We start from the raw sequence: 14,189 nt of genomic DNA on the forward strand, positions 1-14,189 counted from the left end.
TTTCCAACCGTGCTTAGCTGAGCTGCTCATCCCAAGTACCTATCGAGGCCATCCCTTCTCGAATGGTAGCAGCTAAATAAAAAGTGGGATCCAATTGATTTCAGGCGTCAAATATTTGTCAAGCTCCGCTGCGACGGCTCTGGGTTGGGCGTCCTGCGCCGGTCAGCTCGATTCGGCGACATCATCGTCAAGGGTCTCGGTCGGCGATTCCTCTTGCCCTGGCAGTTCGGTAATCACACTGAAGTCACTGACTTCGACCGCGCCCGATCCATACCCCAGCAGATGGAAAGAAAAGGCCTTGCGCGACTGCGGATTGGAGAAGCTGAAATCCATCTCCAATGGCTGGTCGACCGTGACGAGCATTTCGCTGGGCAGGCCCAGTTGCACATCCTGTTCCAGTTCCTTGGTCTTGAGCTGGATGTAGGCGTTCTGGTGGGGATCGACCGAGCGCACGGTCAAACGCACGCGGGTGTGTGAGCCTTTGGGCATCTCGAGGTACTGCGCGCCGATCAGGTTGTCGGCCCAGTCATCCTTTATCTGCGCCTGGAGAGGAATGATGGTCGTGCTACCGAACTGGTAGTGCAGGTTCAGCGGTGTCTGCAGCAATGTGTGATCCAGGGCGGCGGCCCGTGCCGCGATCTGGCGCGCGCGCTTGCCCCCATATTGACCGCCCAAGGTGGCACGTTCGGCGATGAAGCCTTCGCTGGCGTAATACCGGCAGCGCTGTTGGAAGTCGCACTCGGTCAAGGTGCCCTGGCCATCGTGGTAGCGCAGCCTGCCGTTGGTGAACGACATGATCTCGCGGCCGGTATCGTACTGGCGAAACAGCGAACGACCGCTCAGGGTCGGGGGAACCGGCAGGGCGAAATAGTCGAGGATCGAGGTGCTCAGGTCGACATGGCCGTAGACCCCGGTCTTGATCTGCGGGAGCTGCGCTTGCTCGGGTGCCAGTGTCAGGTTGAAGCCCCAGGAGGACGCGAGGCGCACGCCGTCGATGCCATGGGATTCGTCGGATGTGATCACCACCAGGGTGTCCTTGAGGATGCCTTGGCGTTCCAGGCCGTCGAGGAATTGCCCAAGGGCATCGTCCAGGTAGCCCACGGCGGCTTGCTTGGCGGTGTCATAACGCTGCAAATAGTCGTCCGGGGCAGAGTAGGGCTGGTGGGTGCCGACGGTCAGCAGCGTCAGCATCCACGGCTTTTTGTTTTTCTTCAGCTGGCCGACGTAGTCCAGCGCGCCTTCGAAGAAAGCCTTGTCGTCCTTGCCCCACGGGAAGTCGAGGTAGGACGCATTGGTGAACCATTCCAGGCCATGGGTCGCGTCGAAACCGATGTGCGGCATGATCTTGTCTTTGGCCATGAAGCGCAGCCCGGCGCCTTGGAGGTAGTGGGTGGAGAAGCCGTTCTTGCGCAATTGTGCCGGCAGGCAGGCCTGGTTGCGTTCACTCTGGGTCAGCATCTCGACGCCTTTTGGCGTGCCATTGTCGAGCTTGTCGTAGTCGCCGCAGAGCATCGCGTACAGGCCACGAATGGTCTGGTGGCTGTGCAGCACGTAGTCCGGCGTGTTCATGCCCCGTTCCGCCCATTGGCTGAGATGGGGCATCAGGTTCTCTTGATAGCTGCTGTGCAGTGCCTGGCGGTTGACCCCGACATAGGCGCCGGGAATGCCTTCCAGGGCAATGATCAAGACGTTGCGTGCACGTCCCGGGGCTGCCAGCAGGCGTTGGCCGGTCAGGTCGAGCTCGGTGAGGCCTGCCATCTGCGGGGCGACATCGATCTCGTCACCTTCCAGCCAGTCTTCCGCGCGCGCTTGAACATCACCCACGCTGGCGGCCAGCACCTGGTGCGGCAAGTTGAACACGTGCCACTGGTCCGCATCGGTAGGTTGCAGGTGTTGCGCCCCCCAGTGAGCGGTCAACAGCGACAGCGGCACCGACCAGGCATGACGGGGCAAGCGCGGTGCAGGTGTCGCAGCGCCCAGCCAGTGGGTGCACAGCCACGCCATCAGTCCCAGCAGCAAGGTGGTCGCCAACCAGGGTTGGGCGAACCCGCCGCCGGTGGAGTTTTCCAGAAACTGCGGATCGATCAGGTAGTGCAAGTCCGAGACGTTGGGCAGCCGGCCGACCGCACTGACCAGTTCGGCGCTCGCCACGGTCATGAGGCCCCAGGCCAGCAATATCGGCAGGGCCAGCCACCAGGGACGACGGTGCAGGAGCACGATGAGCAGGGTCCCGATGCACAGGTCCGACAGGTAGCCATGAGGATTCGACCAACCCAGCGCGGCGCGCAGGCACAGGGGCAGGATCAGAACCAGGCCGGTGAGGGCGATGAGACGTGCATGGGGGTGTCGTAACCACTGACGGATGATGTTCACAAAAAGTTCTTCCAGACATTAAAGCGTCATATCAATGTGCTGGATGGTATCAACTGGCGACAAAACTGGCCCGGGTATCAAGGGGTGGAGGCGCTGTTGGGCGGGTAACGGGCCAGAGTATTGTTTGACATTAAGTGTCAGAGCGCGCTCAAAGACAATTGCAAGCCACGCTGACCGCCTTCGCGGCGCGTTTCAGTTCCTGTCTGACGTCGGCCGGTATCCGCCGTTTCATGGGGCGCTGGTCAAGGAATATCTGCTCGCCTCGAGCATTGATCTCCGCATCGATACCCGCTGCCTGGGCTTCGATGGAGGCCGCGTGAGCTTCTATCACCCGGTTGACCTCGGCTTCATTGGTCGCCGCGTCGAGGGCATCGATCAAGGCTGCCACTTTGGCTTCCTCATCCTTGGCATACTCTTCTACCGACAATCCGGCGGCCAACGCCCGTGCGCGGATTTCCACGCTTTTGAGCGCCTGCTTGGCTTCGCTGCACCGCGCGTCCACTTTGCGGTGTTCGACGGTGTTCCACTGGATGAGTCCATAGGTCATCGCTCCGATCACGACGACGGCTATGCCACCCATCAGGGTTCGCTTCATCGTTGCACCGGCAAGCGGCTGGGGAGTGGGGGTTCTTTTTGCATCGCTTCAACTCACTCGAGAAGATCAAAGCGTAGCATCGGAACCGGCCGCCCCCCGGTTGACCGTCGGGTATTGGCAAAGCAAAAAGTTGAGTGTTTCAGCGGTGTTACGACTGTAACGTTATTGTCTTCAGCAAGTCGTTCACATCGGCCAGGGTCGGTGCATGGGCACCGGCATGGCGGCACGAAAGGGAGGCGCAGGCTGCTGCAAATCGCAGGCGGTCGCGCACCTCGCCAATGCCGAGCAATTGCGATGCAAGCCAGCCGGCCATGCACGCGTCGCCTGCACCGACCGTATCGCCCACGGTCACCGGGATCGCCGGTTGCTCGTATTGGCTGTCGGGGGTGTGGAGCAGCATGCCGTGTTCCCCTCGGGTGAACAGGATCTCGGCCATGGGGTTGAGCGCGCGCAGCTCATCCAGTGCCTGGTGTTCGCTCAGGCCTGGGTAAATGTGTCGAAGGTCTTCGTCCGACAGCTTGATCATATCGGCGAGGGCGGTCATCGTCGGGAAGGTCTGTTCGCGATAATGGCTGTCCATCAAATTGCGCCAGTTCGGGTCAAAGCTGATTCGTTTGCCGGCATCCCTGGCTTGCTCGGCGAGTTTTACCAGGCGCTCTCCCAGCGGCTGACGAGCCAGGCTGATGCAACTGAAATGACACACTTCAACCGGCTCGATCCATCCTGGCGGCAGCAAGGCCGGATCAAAAAACAGATCGGCCTCCCCGGCAAAAAAATAGCGTGGAGGGCGGCTCGACGGGACGATGGCGACCAAGGGGTCGCGGTCTACCCGTTGTAAAAATCCCATGTCCAGGCCCGCCGCTTGCGACTGTCGGGCGATCTCGTCGCCCAGGGAATCGGTGCTGACGGATCCGGCGAAGGCGCTGGCCACGCCCAGGCGACTCAGTGCCCGTGCCACGTTCCAGGGCGCACCGCCCGGATAGCCTTGCCACTGTCCGGGCGCACCCTGGACAAGGTCGGTCAGGGCTTCGCCAAATACGACTGCGCGAGGCAATACCATGGTCATTTCCTCAATTTTTTCCTGGAGTGATGGCTGTGGGCTGATCAGCGTCGAGCACCTGGCATCACTCAATCAATGGGCTGTGGTGAAGGGAAGGGCGGGATGAACAGCATTGCGATTGAACAGCGTCATGGCCATTGCGCGACGATATTCGCTCGGAGTCTGGTCCATTTCGATCCGGAAGTGCCGGTTGAAGTTGGAGAGGTTGGCGTAGCCCACCTCAAAACAGATGTCCGCCACCGACATCTCGGTCTGCAACAACAGCCTGCAGGCGCGTTGCACCCTGAGCTTGCGCATGAGATCGATGAAGCCGTGGCCGGTAATCCTTTTGAAGAAGCGCGAAAACCCCGGCTCGCTCATGTCCAGCTGTTGGGCGATGACTGACAGTCGCAGGTCGCCCGTCAGCTCGGTCAGCAGATAGTCGAAGGCCTTGTTGATTCGCTCGGAACTGCGCTCATCCAGGGTCGGCGCATAGCAGGCACTGGCCAACAAGTGCGCCTCCTGGGTGGGCGCTTTCAACAGCGTGTTGATCAACTGCAGGAAGAGGATCAAGCGCTCCAGCCCCTGCGCGGAACCTATGTCTTCGAGCAGTCGAGCGGCCTGGACGGCCGTTGCCCCGGTAAACTCCAGGCCGCGACGGGCGTTTGCAAACAGGTGCTGCAACTCACCCAGCTCAGGCAGGGTGCCGCGCAAGGCCAGCAGGGCTGCACCGTCAAACTGCAACACCACATCGCGCCCGCTCAGGTATTCACCGGGCGCCAGGTCGCCTATCCAGTCATGGGGCAGGTCGGGGCCGATCAGCGCGACATGCCCCGCGCCAAACGCACCTATGTAGTCGCCGGCGACCAGCTTGCCGCTGCCTTGGCGGATCAGATGAATCTCGAATTCAGGATGATGATTCCAGCGAGCCAGGGCGTAGGGGTAGTCATGTTCGTACCAGCGAAAGCATTGATCGGGCTCAGGCAGGATGACTTCCAGCTCGGCGGGTCGCTGCTTGAACAGAGCGGCTCGGCTATCAGGCATGGCATGCCCCTTTTATTGTTATTTGATCTTCGTGTGCGACCAACATACCCGCTCCTGGCGGGGCCCTGCTAGCACCGTAATTACCTGCGACTGATACTTTTTTGCCTTAGGGACTGTTTTGCAGTGTGCGGTTAAAAAAGTATCGGTCGAGCATCCGCCATGGGTTTGTCCGGGGCTTTTCAAGCTGCTGTAATCGAATCGTCAAACAAACGGATAAACAACCAATGAAACGACTGCTGGGTAAAAGTGCACTGGTGACCGGATCGGCCCGCGGCATAGGACGATCCTTCGCCCAGGCTTATATCAACGAAGGCGCAACGGTCGCCATTGCCGACATTAACCTGGAGCGAGCCCAGGCCACTGCCGACGAATTGGGGCCAAACGCCTACGCCGTGGCAATGGACGTGACCGATCAGGCGTCCATCGATAAGGCCATTGCCGCCGTCATCGAGCAGACAGGCAAGCTGGATATCCTGATCAACAACGCGGCGTTGTTCGACCTGGCACCTATTGTCGACATCACCCGCGACAGCTTCGAGCGGCTGTTTTCGATCAACGTCGCTGGAACCCTGTTCACCCTGCAGGCTGCGGCGCGCCAGATGATCCGCCAGGGGCATGGCGGCAAGATCATCAACATGGCCAGTCAGGCGGGGCGCAGGGGAGAGGCGCTGGTGGGGGTTTACTGCGCAACCAAGGCTGCCGTTATCAGCCTGACGCAATCAGCTGGTCTGGACCTGATCAAGCACGGGATCAACGTCAACGCCATCGCCCCGGGCGTGGTGGATGGCGAGCATTGGGATGGCGTCGATGCCATGTTCGCCAAATTCGAAAACCGGCCACTGGGTGAGAAGAAAAGGCTCGTGGGGCAGGAGGTGCCTTTTGGCCGAATGGGCACGGCTGAGGACCTGACGGGGATGGCGATTTTCCTGGCATCGTCCGAGAGCGAGTATGTGGTGGCGCAGACCTACAACGTTGATGGTGGTAACTGGATGAGCTGAAAACTGTCAAAAATCCACTGTGGGAGTGAGCCTGCTCGCGAAGGCGGCAACACATTCAACATCGATGCAAGCTGACCCACCGCTTTCGCGAGCAAGCCCGCTCACACAGTTTGATCGCTGGCGTGCGCGAATTCCGTGTTCACCACAAAGCCCCTGTGGGAGCTGGCTTGCCAGCGAAGGCGCCGGAACATTCAACGCGGCAGTGCGCGTCTGAGTTCTTCTATGGTTTCGATCAGCGCTTCATAAGAGACCGGCTTGCTCAGATGACGATCGAACCCCGATTTGCGGGATTCCTCTATATCGCTGTCAGCGCCATACCCGGTCAATGCGATGGCCGGGACTTGCTTGATATGCGGGAGCTCGCGCAATGCGCGCATCAGTTCGTGGCCGCTCATGACCGGCATGCCGACATCGGAGATCACCAGGTCGTATCGGCCTGTCTGTGCCGCTTTCAACGCCTCCACCGGTTCAGAGAAGGCAACGACCCTGGCATCTTCCATCTCCAGCAGCATTTTCAGGGTTTCCAGGACCTCTGCGGAGTCGTCCACCAGCAGCACCGTGACGCCGGCAAGGCGTCCGGCCAGTTCCTCGGGTTGTGCGGGTCGCGTCGTGTCCTGGGCAGCCTGGCTTAGCGGCAGCAGGACCGTGAACGTGCAGCCCTGGCCCAGGCCGGCGGAGGTAACCTCCACACTGCCGCCATGGGCTTCAGCCAGTTGCCGCACCAACGACAGCCCGATCCCCAGCCCATCCCGTTGATGGGTCGCATGCTGGTTCGCTGCCTGACCAAACAGTTCAAACACATCGCTGATGCTCTCCGCGCTCAAGCCGACGCCACTGTCCTTGACGTCGAGCCTGGCCATGCCGCCATCACGACTGGCAATCAACTGGATCTGGCCGCCCGCCGGGGTGAATTTCAGCGCATTGTTCACCAGGTTCCAGATGATCTGTTCCACTCGGGTCGGATCGGCATTGATCATCAGCGGTTGCCCCGCGTCCGGCAGGCGCAGGGTGACGTTGATGCCTGCAGCGTCATTGCTGACGACGGTATGGATGTCTTGCAACACCTGGCACAGGTTCATGGCGGCAAGCTTGAGTTTGAGTTTGCCCGTGCGTATGCGCGCCACATCCAGCAGGTCGTTGATGATGCGTGCCTGACTGTTGACGGCGTCACAGATGGTGTCGACCGCCTTGGCCGCGGGGGCCAGGGATTTGGTAATGGGCAGGCGTCGCAACAGTTCCGCGTTGAGCTGGATCAGGTTCAACGGATGCTTGAGCTCGTGGGACATGACGGCGAAGAACTCGTCTTTGAGATGGCTGCTGATCTGTGTTTCAGCCAACTGCTGGTTTTGCTCTTCGTGCAAGCGTTTGTGGCCGGTCAGGTCCCGGGCAATTTTCACATAGCCCTTGAGATTCTCTCCCTTGAGCAGCGTCACTTCGCCGCTGCAGAAGAAGCGGCTGCCATCTTTATGCCGGTGCCAGCGTTCATCCTGGCTGCGGCCATGGGTACGCACGGCCAGCAGTTCGTTTTCAGGCACCCCCGAGGCGCGATCCTCGGCGGAGAAAATGAAGTCGTAATAGGCGCCTTCGGCCTCGGCCTTGCTGTAGCCGAATATCAATTCGGCGCCTTTGTTCCAGCTGGTGATGATGCCCTGTTCGTCGAGGGTGATGATCGCGTAGTCGCGGGTGCTTTCGGCGACCAGGCGCATGCGTTCTTCGCCCAGGCGCAGCTCTTCTTCGGCGGCGCGACGTTTGCTGATGTCGATGAAGGTCAGCACGGTGCCGTCGATGTGGTCTTCGCTGGAGCGATAGGGCAGCAGGCGTGCGATGTACCAGCGATTGTCGGTGCTGCTGACTTCGCGCTCGATCATGTTCAGCGACTCGAACACCTGCGCCGCATCGGCGGCCAGGTTGTCGTAGTGCAGGCGATGGGTGATGTCGAGCAACGAGCGCCCGGTATCCACCGGCAACATATTGAAGATGTCGGTGGCGCGCGGGGTGAACCACTTGATGCGCATGCTGCGGTCGACGAACACCGTGGCAATGTCGGTGGAGGCGATGAGGTTGGTCAGGTAGTCGTTGATCTTGTCGGTCTCTTCGACCTTGGTTTTCAGCTCGAAATTGACGGTCAGCAATTCCTCGTTGATCGACTGCAGTTCTTCCTTGCTGGTTTCCAGTTCTTCGGTGGCCGAGCGCAGTTCTTCGTTGATCGACTGCATTTCTTCGTTGGACGTCTTGAGCTCTTCGCTGGAGATTTCCGATTGTTCGATGGTGTCCTGCAATTGCAGCCTGGTGCTTTGCAGGTCGCGCTCAAGACTGGACAGCACCTGATCTTCCCTGCGCAGGGCGCTGTCAGCCGATGCTTGTGCAGGGTCGACTTCGACCTCCTCGAAAATCACCAGCACGCACTCGTCGTCTGACGCTCCATCCTTGTAGGGGTGGGCCACCAGACTGACCAGGAAGCTTTTGTCTTCGCGCTGGACCGGTACCGTGCGGGATCGGACCACCTGGCCGCTCTGCTGGACTTCGAACAGCGTGGTACGCAGCTCCAGACGCAGTTCCGCCAGAATGAGGGTCAACAGATTACGCGACAGCTCTCCACCTCCATGGCGCAGAAAGCGTCCGGCACTCTCACTCATGTGCAGGATATCGGCACTGCCATCAATGATGATGCTCGGCGGCGCCGATTGTTGAAGGGCACGCTGGTGAATGTCGGCGACCGACGATTTGCGCGATTTGGTGTTTTGCGGCGCCAGCTGGGCAAGCCGGGTGCGCACGTATCCGCCGCGTGGCAGGCTGAGGGGGCGCCCGCTATTGGCGGGACCCGTTTTGGTGCGGAAGATCCGGTTGCGTTTGTCGACTGGAGCAAACAGCTCATCACACACGTCCGCGCTTTCCGAGGAGCCGAGAAACAGGAAACCGCCGGGGCGCAGGGCAAAGTGGAACATCTGCAGGATTTCCCTCTGCACTTCGCGATCCAGATAGATCAGCAGGTTGCGACAGACGATCAGGTCGATGTGCGAAAAGGGCGGATCGGATAACAGGTTGTGCTTGGCAAACAACACCTTTTCGCGGATTTCCTTGCGGATCCGATATTGCCTGCCTTCTTTCGAAAAATAGTGCCGCAGCCGCGTGGGCGGCACATCGGTAATGATCGCTTGCGGGTACAGCCCGGCCCGGCCGACGCTGATGGCGCGCTCGTCGATGTCGGTGGCGAACAGCTGGAACGAGGCCGCGCTTCTGTCCAGTTGCAATTGATCGTTCAACAGCATCGCCAGGCTGTAGGCTTCCTCGCCAGAGGCGCAGCCAGCGGACCAGACCCGGATCTCTTCAGTCTCGGGCTGCGCCGAGACGGCGGCACTGACCAGTTGCGGCACCACATCCCGTTCCAAGGCTTCGAACGCTTCGCGGTCGCGGAAAAAGTTCGTTACGCCAATCAGCATGTCAGCCAGCAGTGCGCTGACTTCATCCGGGTTATTCAGCAGGTAGCGGTAGTAACCGGCCAGATCGGGTTGAGCGGTGACCTGCATCCGGCGCTCGATCCGGCGCAATACGGTGGCGCGTTTGTAGTGTTTGAAATCATGGCCGGTACCGGCGCGCAACTGGATCAGAATATCCTGCACCAACTGTTCGGCCGCCATCGTTTCGCGCTCGGCCACCGAGGGCGTGGGTTGCAGTTGCGCATCGTTGGCGCTGGGCAGGGTGATTTTCTTCGCGTTGTGCCACAGCTCCAGCAGTTTCTGGGGCATTTCCACCACCGGCAGCACCAGATCCACCATGTGCGTTTCGATGGCCGCGCGGGGCATGCCATCGAACTCGGCATCCTCGGGGGCCTGGGCCAGGGTGACGCCCCCTTGTTCCTTGATTCGCGACAGTCCCACTGCGCCATCGGAACCGGTGCCCGACAGTACGACGCAAAAGGCCCGCTCGCGGTGTGCCAGGGCGAGGTCGCGGAAAAACAAATCGATAGAAGCATGACGGCCAGTGAGGGCGTCGCTGGGACTGACCTCAAGATAGCCGTCATTCATCGTCAGTCGCTGGGCCGGTGAAATGACATACACCCGGTTCTTCTCGATAGGCACTGTTTCGGTCACTTGCAGCACCGGCATCCGGGTGGATTCCTGGATGATTTTGTCGGCGACGCTTTCATGATCGGGCGACAGATGAAGAATGATGACAAATGCCAGCCCATTGTCCTGCGGCATGTTCTCGAAAAACAGTTTGATCGCTTGCAGCCCGCCGGCTGACGCGCCGATGCCCACCACGGCGAAGTCCGGTCGGCGAGAGCGGTTTGGCGTGGTCTGGAGCGTCTTTTTCGATCTGTCAGATGAGGTTGTCATGGAAGTGTGCCCGTAAAGGCGACGTCCTGACGCCGCGAAAATACAGTGTGCGCAGGGCTGGTTGAATGTCAGCCTGGCGATTGCTGCGGCCTCGCACAGTCTTTGCGCAATGAATCGCTCCGAGCGTGAGGCTGGCGGACTGGCGGGTCACTCAAGGAGTTTCGTCGGGGACTGAAGCGGTGATGCAGCAGCGCTATACCTGTCCGACAGGACCGCTCAGTGTGTTAAGCGTAGTCCATTTGTCGATGAGCCGATCCTTCCGGGGAGAATCCCGGGACGACTGGCGCTTATCCATGATCGAACCCGTTCGACTTACCCCGGAGTATGAAGCCGCGCCGGGGCCAGACATTCTTTAAACCTTCCGAAGTAGCCAAGGGTCGATAGGTGAAGACCATTGGCTTCGCTGAATCGAGGGAACATCAATGATTGGTGTCGTGATACCCGCCCATAACGAAGAAAAACATATTGCCATCTGCCTTTCGTCCGTCTTGCTTGCCGCGAAACATCCGGGACTCGGAGGTCGCCAGGTGGCTGTGCTGGTGGTGCTGGACGATTGTTCGGATGACACGCACAGGTTGGTCGCCGCCATGGAAGTCACAGCATTGATGGTCTCTTTCCAGAATGTGGGTAAAGCCAGGGCGACCGGTGCGGAAGAACTGCTCAGCGCGGGCGCGCAGTGGCTCGCCTTTACCGATGCCGATACGGTGGTGCCTCCCGATTGGCTGTCACGCCAACTTGCATTCATGGTCGATGCGGTGTGCGGCACTGTCGAGGTCGACAGTTGGGACGATCATGACGAGTGGGTTCGCGCCAGGTATCTGGAGCGCTACCGGTTCATGGAGAATCATCGTCACATCCACGGCGCCAATCTGGGCCTGAGTGCCACGGCATATCGCGACGCTGGCGGGTTCCAGCATCTGGTGGCCCACGAAGACGTTCACCTGGTCGCCGAACTTGAAAAAATCAATGCCCGGATCATGTGGACGGCGACCAACCCGGTGGTGACCAGCGCACGCAAGGATTACAAATGTTGCGGCGGTTTTGGTGAGTACCTGGTGTCCCTCGGCGCGGAGTTGCACGGGTGACGGTGCGTGGCCGTCAGCGATCCTGGTGTCGGTCTCGATGACGATTCATCGCCAACAGACAACCGCCAAACAACAGCGCGGCGCCTGCCGCAAGCATCAGCGAGGGGCGGGGGGAGGCGCTGAACGCATGGGTTGCGGCTCGACCGGTACCGTCCGATGCCCGGTTGATCACCCCCGGTTTGTCGTGGAATGCCCGGGTCAGTTGAGGGCGCGAATCGTCGGTAGCCTCCTCGGTATTTTGCGTGAGCGGATTGCCCTGCACACGGTAGGGCACCCGGTTCACTTTCAGCCGTGCGCCGTCGGCCAGGGTCAATGTCAGGTCTTCGATAATGCCGGCGACCCGATCGGGGTACACCGGCTCTCCGGCGGGATCCAGCTCGTCATAAAGAAACCGTTGACCTTCCAGCCAACCGATCGCCGTCTGTAATTCCGGCTCCAGGTAATACTTTCCATCGAGGAAGAAGCCGGGGAACAGTCGCGTGCGTTCACCGTTATCGATGGCATAACGCTCGCCAGGTTTCATACCGGTTGATTGATCGATCATGGTCAAGTCCTCCTGGGCTGGTGAGCGATAGAGGGCGGGGTGAATACAGGGTTCCATCGAGATGACTGAATGTCGTATTTCTCACTCATAACGCATCGCTCATCATTCATTTGGAACTCCCGACAACTGCGCTCCGTCCTTTGAAATGAGGGGGGCTGCGGGCAATTCGTGGCGAACCCTATAACGCTTTTTTTATATGGAAGGCGAGGAACGTCATGAATACTTCAGACACCAGAGCTGGGACTCAGCCAGATAACCAGGACGACACCGCAAGACCTGGGCAAGACTTTCAACATTTAAAGGAGGACGTTACAGAGGTGCTCGGCGGCGCGAGGGAACAGGTGGATGCGCAGTTCGGGCAATACCGCGATACCGCGGCGGACCAGATCGAGGCACTGGCCAAGGGCGCGAAGTCTTTCGTGTCCGAGCTGGAAGCCAAGGACACGCTCGGCATGTCCGACTACCTCTCGGACATGGCGCAATCCATGAGCGGCCTGGCAGGGAGTCTGCGGGGTAAAAGTGCCGAACAGTTGCTGCACGACAGCGCCGACCTGGCACGTAACAATCCGGCGCTGTTCATTGCCGGCAGCATCGCGCTGGGCTTCGGTCTGTCGCGCTTCCTCAAAGCCGGCAGCAGCCCCGCGGCGACGTTTGACGATGCCGGTAAAACGGCCACCGACAACTCGATGCCTGCCGCGGATGGTTATGGTGCGCAACGCCCCTATGAAACGTCCGTCGCACCGCGCACTGAATCAGGGGCGGGCCTGGCCACCGGTATCACACCGGCTTCGCCGAATGAACAAGACCATCCTTCGGACTTTGCCACGACGTCGACCCCTGGTTCGACATCCTTCAAAGGAGCGCTGTGATGAACAGAAAAGATTCGGATTTGCCGAACGCAAGACCGCTGTCCGTGCCTGAGCAGGACGCTTCGGTCATCGGTTTGTTGCGGCAGTTGTCTCGCGAAGTGCCCGATCTCTTCACCAAGGAGCTGGCGCTGGCCAAGGCTGAGTTGCAAGCCAGCCTCACCACGCTCAAGGCCGGCATTGCCGGTGTGGCGGGAGGGGCGATCGTGCTGCTGGCGGGGTTCATCATCTTGTTGATGTCCGCGGTCTACGGCCTGAGCCTGTTCATGGCGCCGTGGTTGGCCGCCCTGATCGTCGGCGTCGTGGTGATGATCGTCGGCTTCGCCATGTTGCAGTCAGGCAAAAAACAATTCGAGCCGTCCAACTTCAAACCCGATCGTACGCTGGACGCCTTGAGTAAAGACCAGGAAGCGCTGCGGAGGAAAGTCTCATGAACCGTGAATTTGAAGCCGAAGCAGACAAAAGCCCCGAAGCCATCGAACGTGAAATCGATGCGCAACGGGCCAGTATCGGCAATATCGTCGATGCCCTGGAAAGCAAATTCACGCCGGGTCAGGTATTCGATCAGGCGTTGAGCATGATGCAAAGCAACGGCACGACGTTCCTGACCAACCTGGGGACCAGCGTGCGCAATAATCCGATGCCCGTGGTCCTGACCTCCGTCGGGCTACTGTGGATGATGATGAGTCAGAACCGTCCACCGACGCCACGTCCGGCCTATCGCACCGGGCCAAGTGTGGTGGACAAGGCAGGGGAGTGGGTCGATGGCGTGTCCGACGGTATCGACAGCGCGCGCGACCATTTGCACCAGAGTGCCGATACCTTCAAGGAAGGCTATCAATCGGTCAAAGGCAAGGCGGCGCACCTGGGCGACAATTTGGGGGCTGCCAAGGAAAACATCAGCCATGCCGTTCATGACGCCAGTGACCGTCTTGTTCGCAGCACCCAGGTGGTCAGTGATCAATTCCGGCATTTGCTGCAGGAGCAACCGATGATGGTCGCCGCTGCTGGAATTGCGCTGGGTGCCATGCTGGGCGCGGCATTGCCGTCGACGGCAACCGAGCAACGCTACCTGGGCAAGACCAGCGCGGGGCTGGCCGACAAGGTCAAACAACAGGCACGGGAGGGCTTTGAAGCGGTACGCGATACCGTGACAAAGACGACGGATCATCCGGCCATGGACGTCAAGCCGGATGGGGAGCAGCGCCCGGCATCGACGGGCGAAGCGAGCACAGGGAATGCCGCCGACCTGTCGCGAGGACTGGGTACCTAATGATCGGGGGTGGGACGGGAGGTTCGTAATGGACC

11 protein-coding genes are annotated in these 14,189 nt (G+C 60.0%); 5 read left to right on the top strand and 6 right to left on the bottom strand.

Translation table 11 applies throughout. The features are described from left to right. Nucleotides 1–162 precede the first annotated feature (162 nt). From PMA3_RS10445 to PMA3_RS10460, 4 genes are all read right to left on the bottom strand, one after another. On the bottom strand, nucleotides 163–2,373 hold the full coding sequence (locus PMA3_RS10445) for an LTA synthase family protein (RefSeq protein WP_064677068.1): 2,211 nt from the start codon (nucleotides 2,371–2,373) through the stop codon (nucleotides 163–165). A gap of 148 nt (nucleotides 2,374–2,521) precedes the next feature. Next, complete coding sequence (locus PMA3_RS10450; RefSeq protein WP_082930291.1) at nucleotides 2,522–2,968, bottom strand: hypothetical protein; 447 nt, start codon at nucleotides 2,966–2,968, stop codon at nucleotides 2,522–2,524. Nucleotides 2,969–3,116: 148 nt separating this feature from the next. Then, on the bottom strand, nucleotides 3,117–4,028 hold the full coding sequence (locus tag PMA3_RS10455) for a carbohydrate kinase family protein (RefSeq protein ID WP_064680668.1): 912 nt from the start codon (nucleotides 4,026–4,028) through the stop codon (nucleotides 3,117–3,119). Between the two features lie 72 nt (nucleotides 4,029–4,100). Beyond that, nucleotides 4,101–5,051 (bottom strand): AraC family transcriptional regulator, encoded by a 951-nt coding sequence (locus PMA3_RS10460; protein ID WP_064677069.1) that lies wholly within the window; start codon nucleotides 5,049–5,051, stop codon nucleotides 4,101–4,103. Between the two features lie 224 nt (nucleotides 5,052–5,275). Between PMA3_RS10460 and PMA3_RS10465 the strand changes: the two genes are divergently transcribed. After that, a complete protein-coding gene (locus PMA3_RS10465) occupies nucleotides 5,276–6,049 on the top strand; it encodes an L-iditol 2-dehydrogenase (RefSeq protein WP_064677070.1) in 774 nt (257 codons plus the stop codon). Nucleotides 6,050–6,240: 191 nt separating this feature from the next. On the opposite strand, the gene PMA3_RS10470 is transcribed toward PMA3_RS10465, so the two are convergent. After that, nucleotides 6,241–10,386 (bottom strand): CheR family methyltransferase, encoded by a 4,146-nt coding sequence (locus tag PMA3_RS10470; RefSeq protein ID WP_064677071.1) that lies wholly within the window; start codon nucleotides 10,384–10,386, stop codon nucleotides 6,241–6,243. Nucleotides 10,387–10,808: 422 nt separating this feature from the next. Here PMA3_RS10470 and PMA3_RS10475 point away from each other — a divergent pair, with 422 nt between their 5' ends. Continuing rightward, nucleotides 10,809–11,471 (top strand): glycosyltransferase family 2 protein, encoded by a 663-nt coding sequence (locus PMA3_RS10475; RefSeq protein WP_064677072.1) that lies wholly within the window; start codon nucleotides 10,809–10,811, stop codon nucleotides 11,469–11,471. A 13-nt stretch (nucleotides 11,472–11,484) separates the two neighbouring features. Here PMA3_RS10475 and PMA3_RS10480 read toward each other — a convergent pair whose 3' ends face one another. Further along, the gene (locus tag PMA3_RS10480; protein WP_064677073.1) at nucleotides 11,485–12,015 is read right to left on the bottom strand and encodes a hypothetical protein; all 531 of its coding nucleotides are present in this window, start codon (nucleotides 12,013–12,015) and stop codon (nucleotides 11,485–11,487) included. Between the two features lie 215 nt (nucleotides 12,016–12,230). On the opposite strand from PMA3_RS10480, the gene PMA3_RS10485 reads away from it, so the two are divergent. From PMA3_RS10485 to PMA3_RS10495, 3 genes are read left to right on the top strand one after another with little or no spacing between them, the layout of a single operon-like run. Next, complete coding sequence (locus PMA3_RS10485; RefSeq protein ID WP_064677074.1) at nucleotides 12,231–12,884, top strand: hypothetical protein; 654 nt, start codon at nucleotides 12,231–12,233, stop codon at nucleotides 12,882–12,884. Further along, on the top strand, nucleotides 12,884–13,315 hold the full coding sequence (locus tag PMA3_RS10490; RefSeq protein WP_064677075.1) for a phage holin family protein: 432 nt from the start codon (nucleotides 12,884–12,886) through the stop codon (nucleotides 13,313–13,315). Before PMA3_RS10485 ends, PMA3_RS10490 begins: the two co-directional genes overlap by 1 nt. After that, on the top strand, nucleotides 13,312–14,154 hold the full coding sequence (locus PMA3_RS10495) for a DUF3618 domain-containing protein (RefSeq protein ID WP_064677076.1): 843 nt from the start codon (nucleotides 13,312–13,314) through the stop codon (nucleotides 14,152–14,154). Before PMA3_RS10490 ends, PMA3_RS10495 begins: the two co-directional genes overlap by 4 nt. Nucleotides 14,155–14,189 lie beyond the last annotated feature (35 nt).

Source organism: Pseudomonas silesiensis (assembly GCF_001661075.1).
Taxonomy (GTDB): Bacteria; Pseudomonadota; Gammaproteobacteria; order Pseudomonadales; family Pseudomonadaceae; genus Aquipseudomonas; species Aquipseudomonas silesiensis.

What these genes read in the sequence shown, in the direction of transcription:
- PMA3_RS10480 (WP_064677073.1), bottom strand. Translation starts at nt 12,015, where the DNA reads ATGATCGATCAATCAACCGGTATGAAACCTGGCGAGCGTTATGCCATC.
- PMA3_RS10460 (WP_064677069.1), bottom strand. Translation starts at nt 5,051, where the DNA reads ATGCCTGATAGCCGAGCCGCTCTGTTCAAGCAGCGACCCGCCGAGCTG.
- PMA3_RS10490 (WP_064677075.1), top strand. Translation starts at nt 12,884, where the DNA reads ATGAACAGAAAAGATTCGGATTTGCCGAACGCAAGACCGCTGTCCGTG.
- PMA3_RS10495 (WP_064677076.1), top strand. Translation starts at nt 13,312, where the DNA reads ATGAACCGTGAATTTGAAGCCGAAGCAGACAAAAGCCCCGAAGCCATC.
- PMA3_RS10485 (WP_064677074.1), top strand. Translation starts at nt 12,231, where the DNA reads ATGAATACTTCAGACACCAGAGCTGGGACTCAGCCAGATAACCAGGAC.
- PMA3_RS10465 (WP_064677070.1), top strand. Translation starts at nt 5,276, where the DNA reads ATGAAACGACTGCTGGGTAAAAGTGCACTGGTGACCGGATCGGCCCGC.
- PMA3_RS10455 (WP_064680668.1), bottom strand. Translation starts at nt 4,028, where the DNA reads ATGGTATTGCCTCGCGCAGTCGTATTTGGCGAAGCCCTGACCGACCTT.
- PMA3_RS10450 (WP_082930291.1), bottom strand. Translation starts at nt 2,968, where the DNA reads ATGAAGCGAACCCTGATGGGTGGCATAGCCGTCGTCGTGATCGGAGCG.
- PMA3_RS10475 (WP_064677072.1), top strand. Translation starts at nt 10,809, where the DNA reads ATGATTGGTGTCGTGATACCCGCCCATAACGAAGAAAAACATATTGCC.
- PMA3_RS10470 (WP_064677071.1), bottom strand. Translation starts at nt 10,386, where the DNA reads ATGACAACCTCATCTGACAGATCGAAAAAGACGCTCCAGACCACGCCA.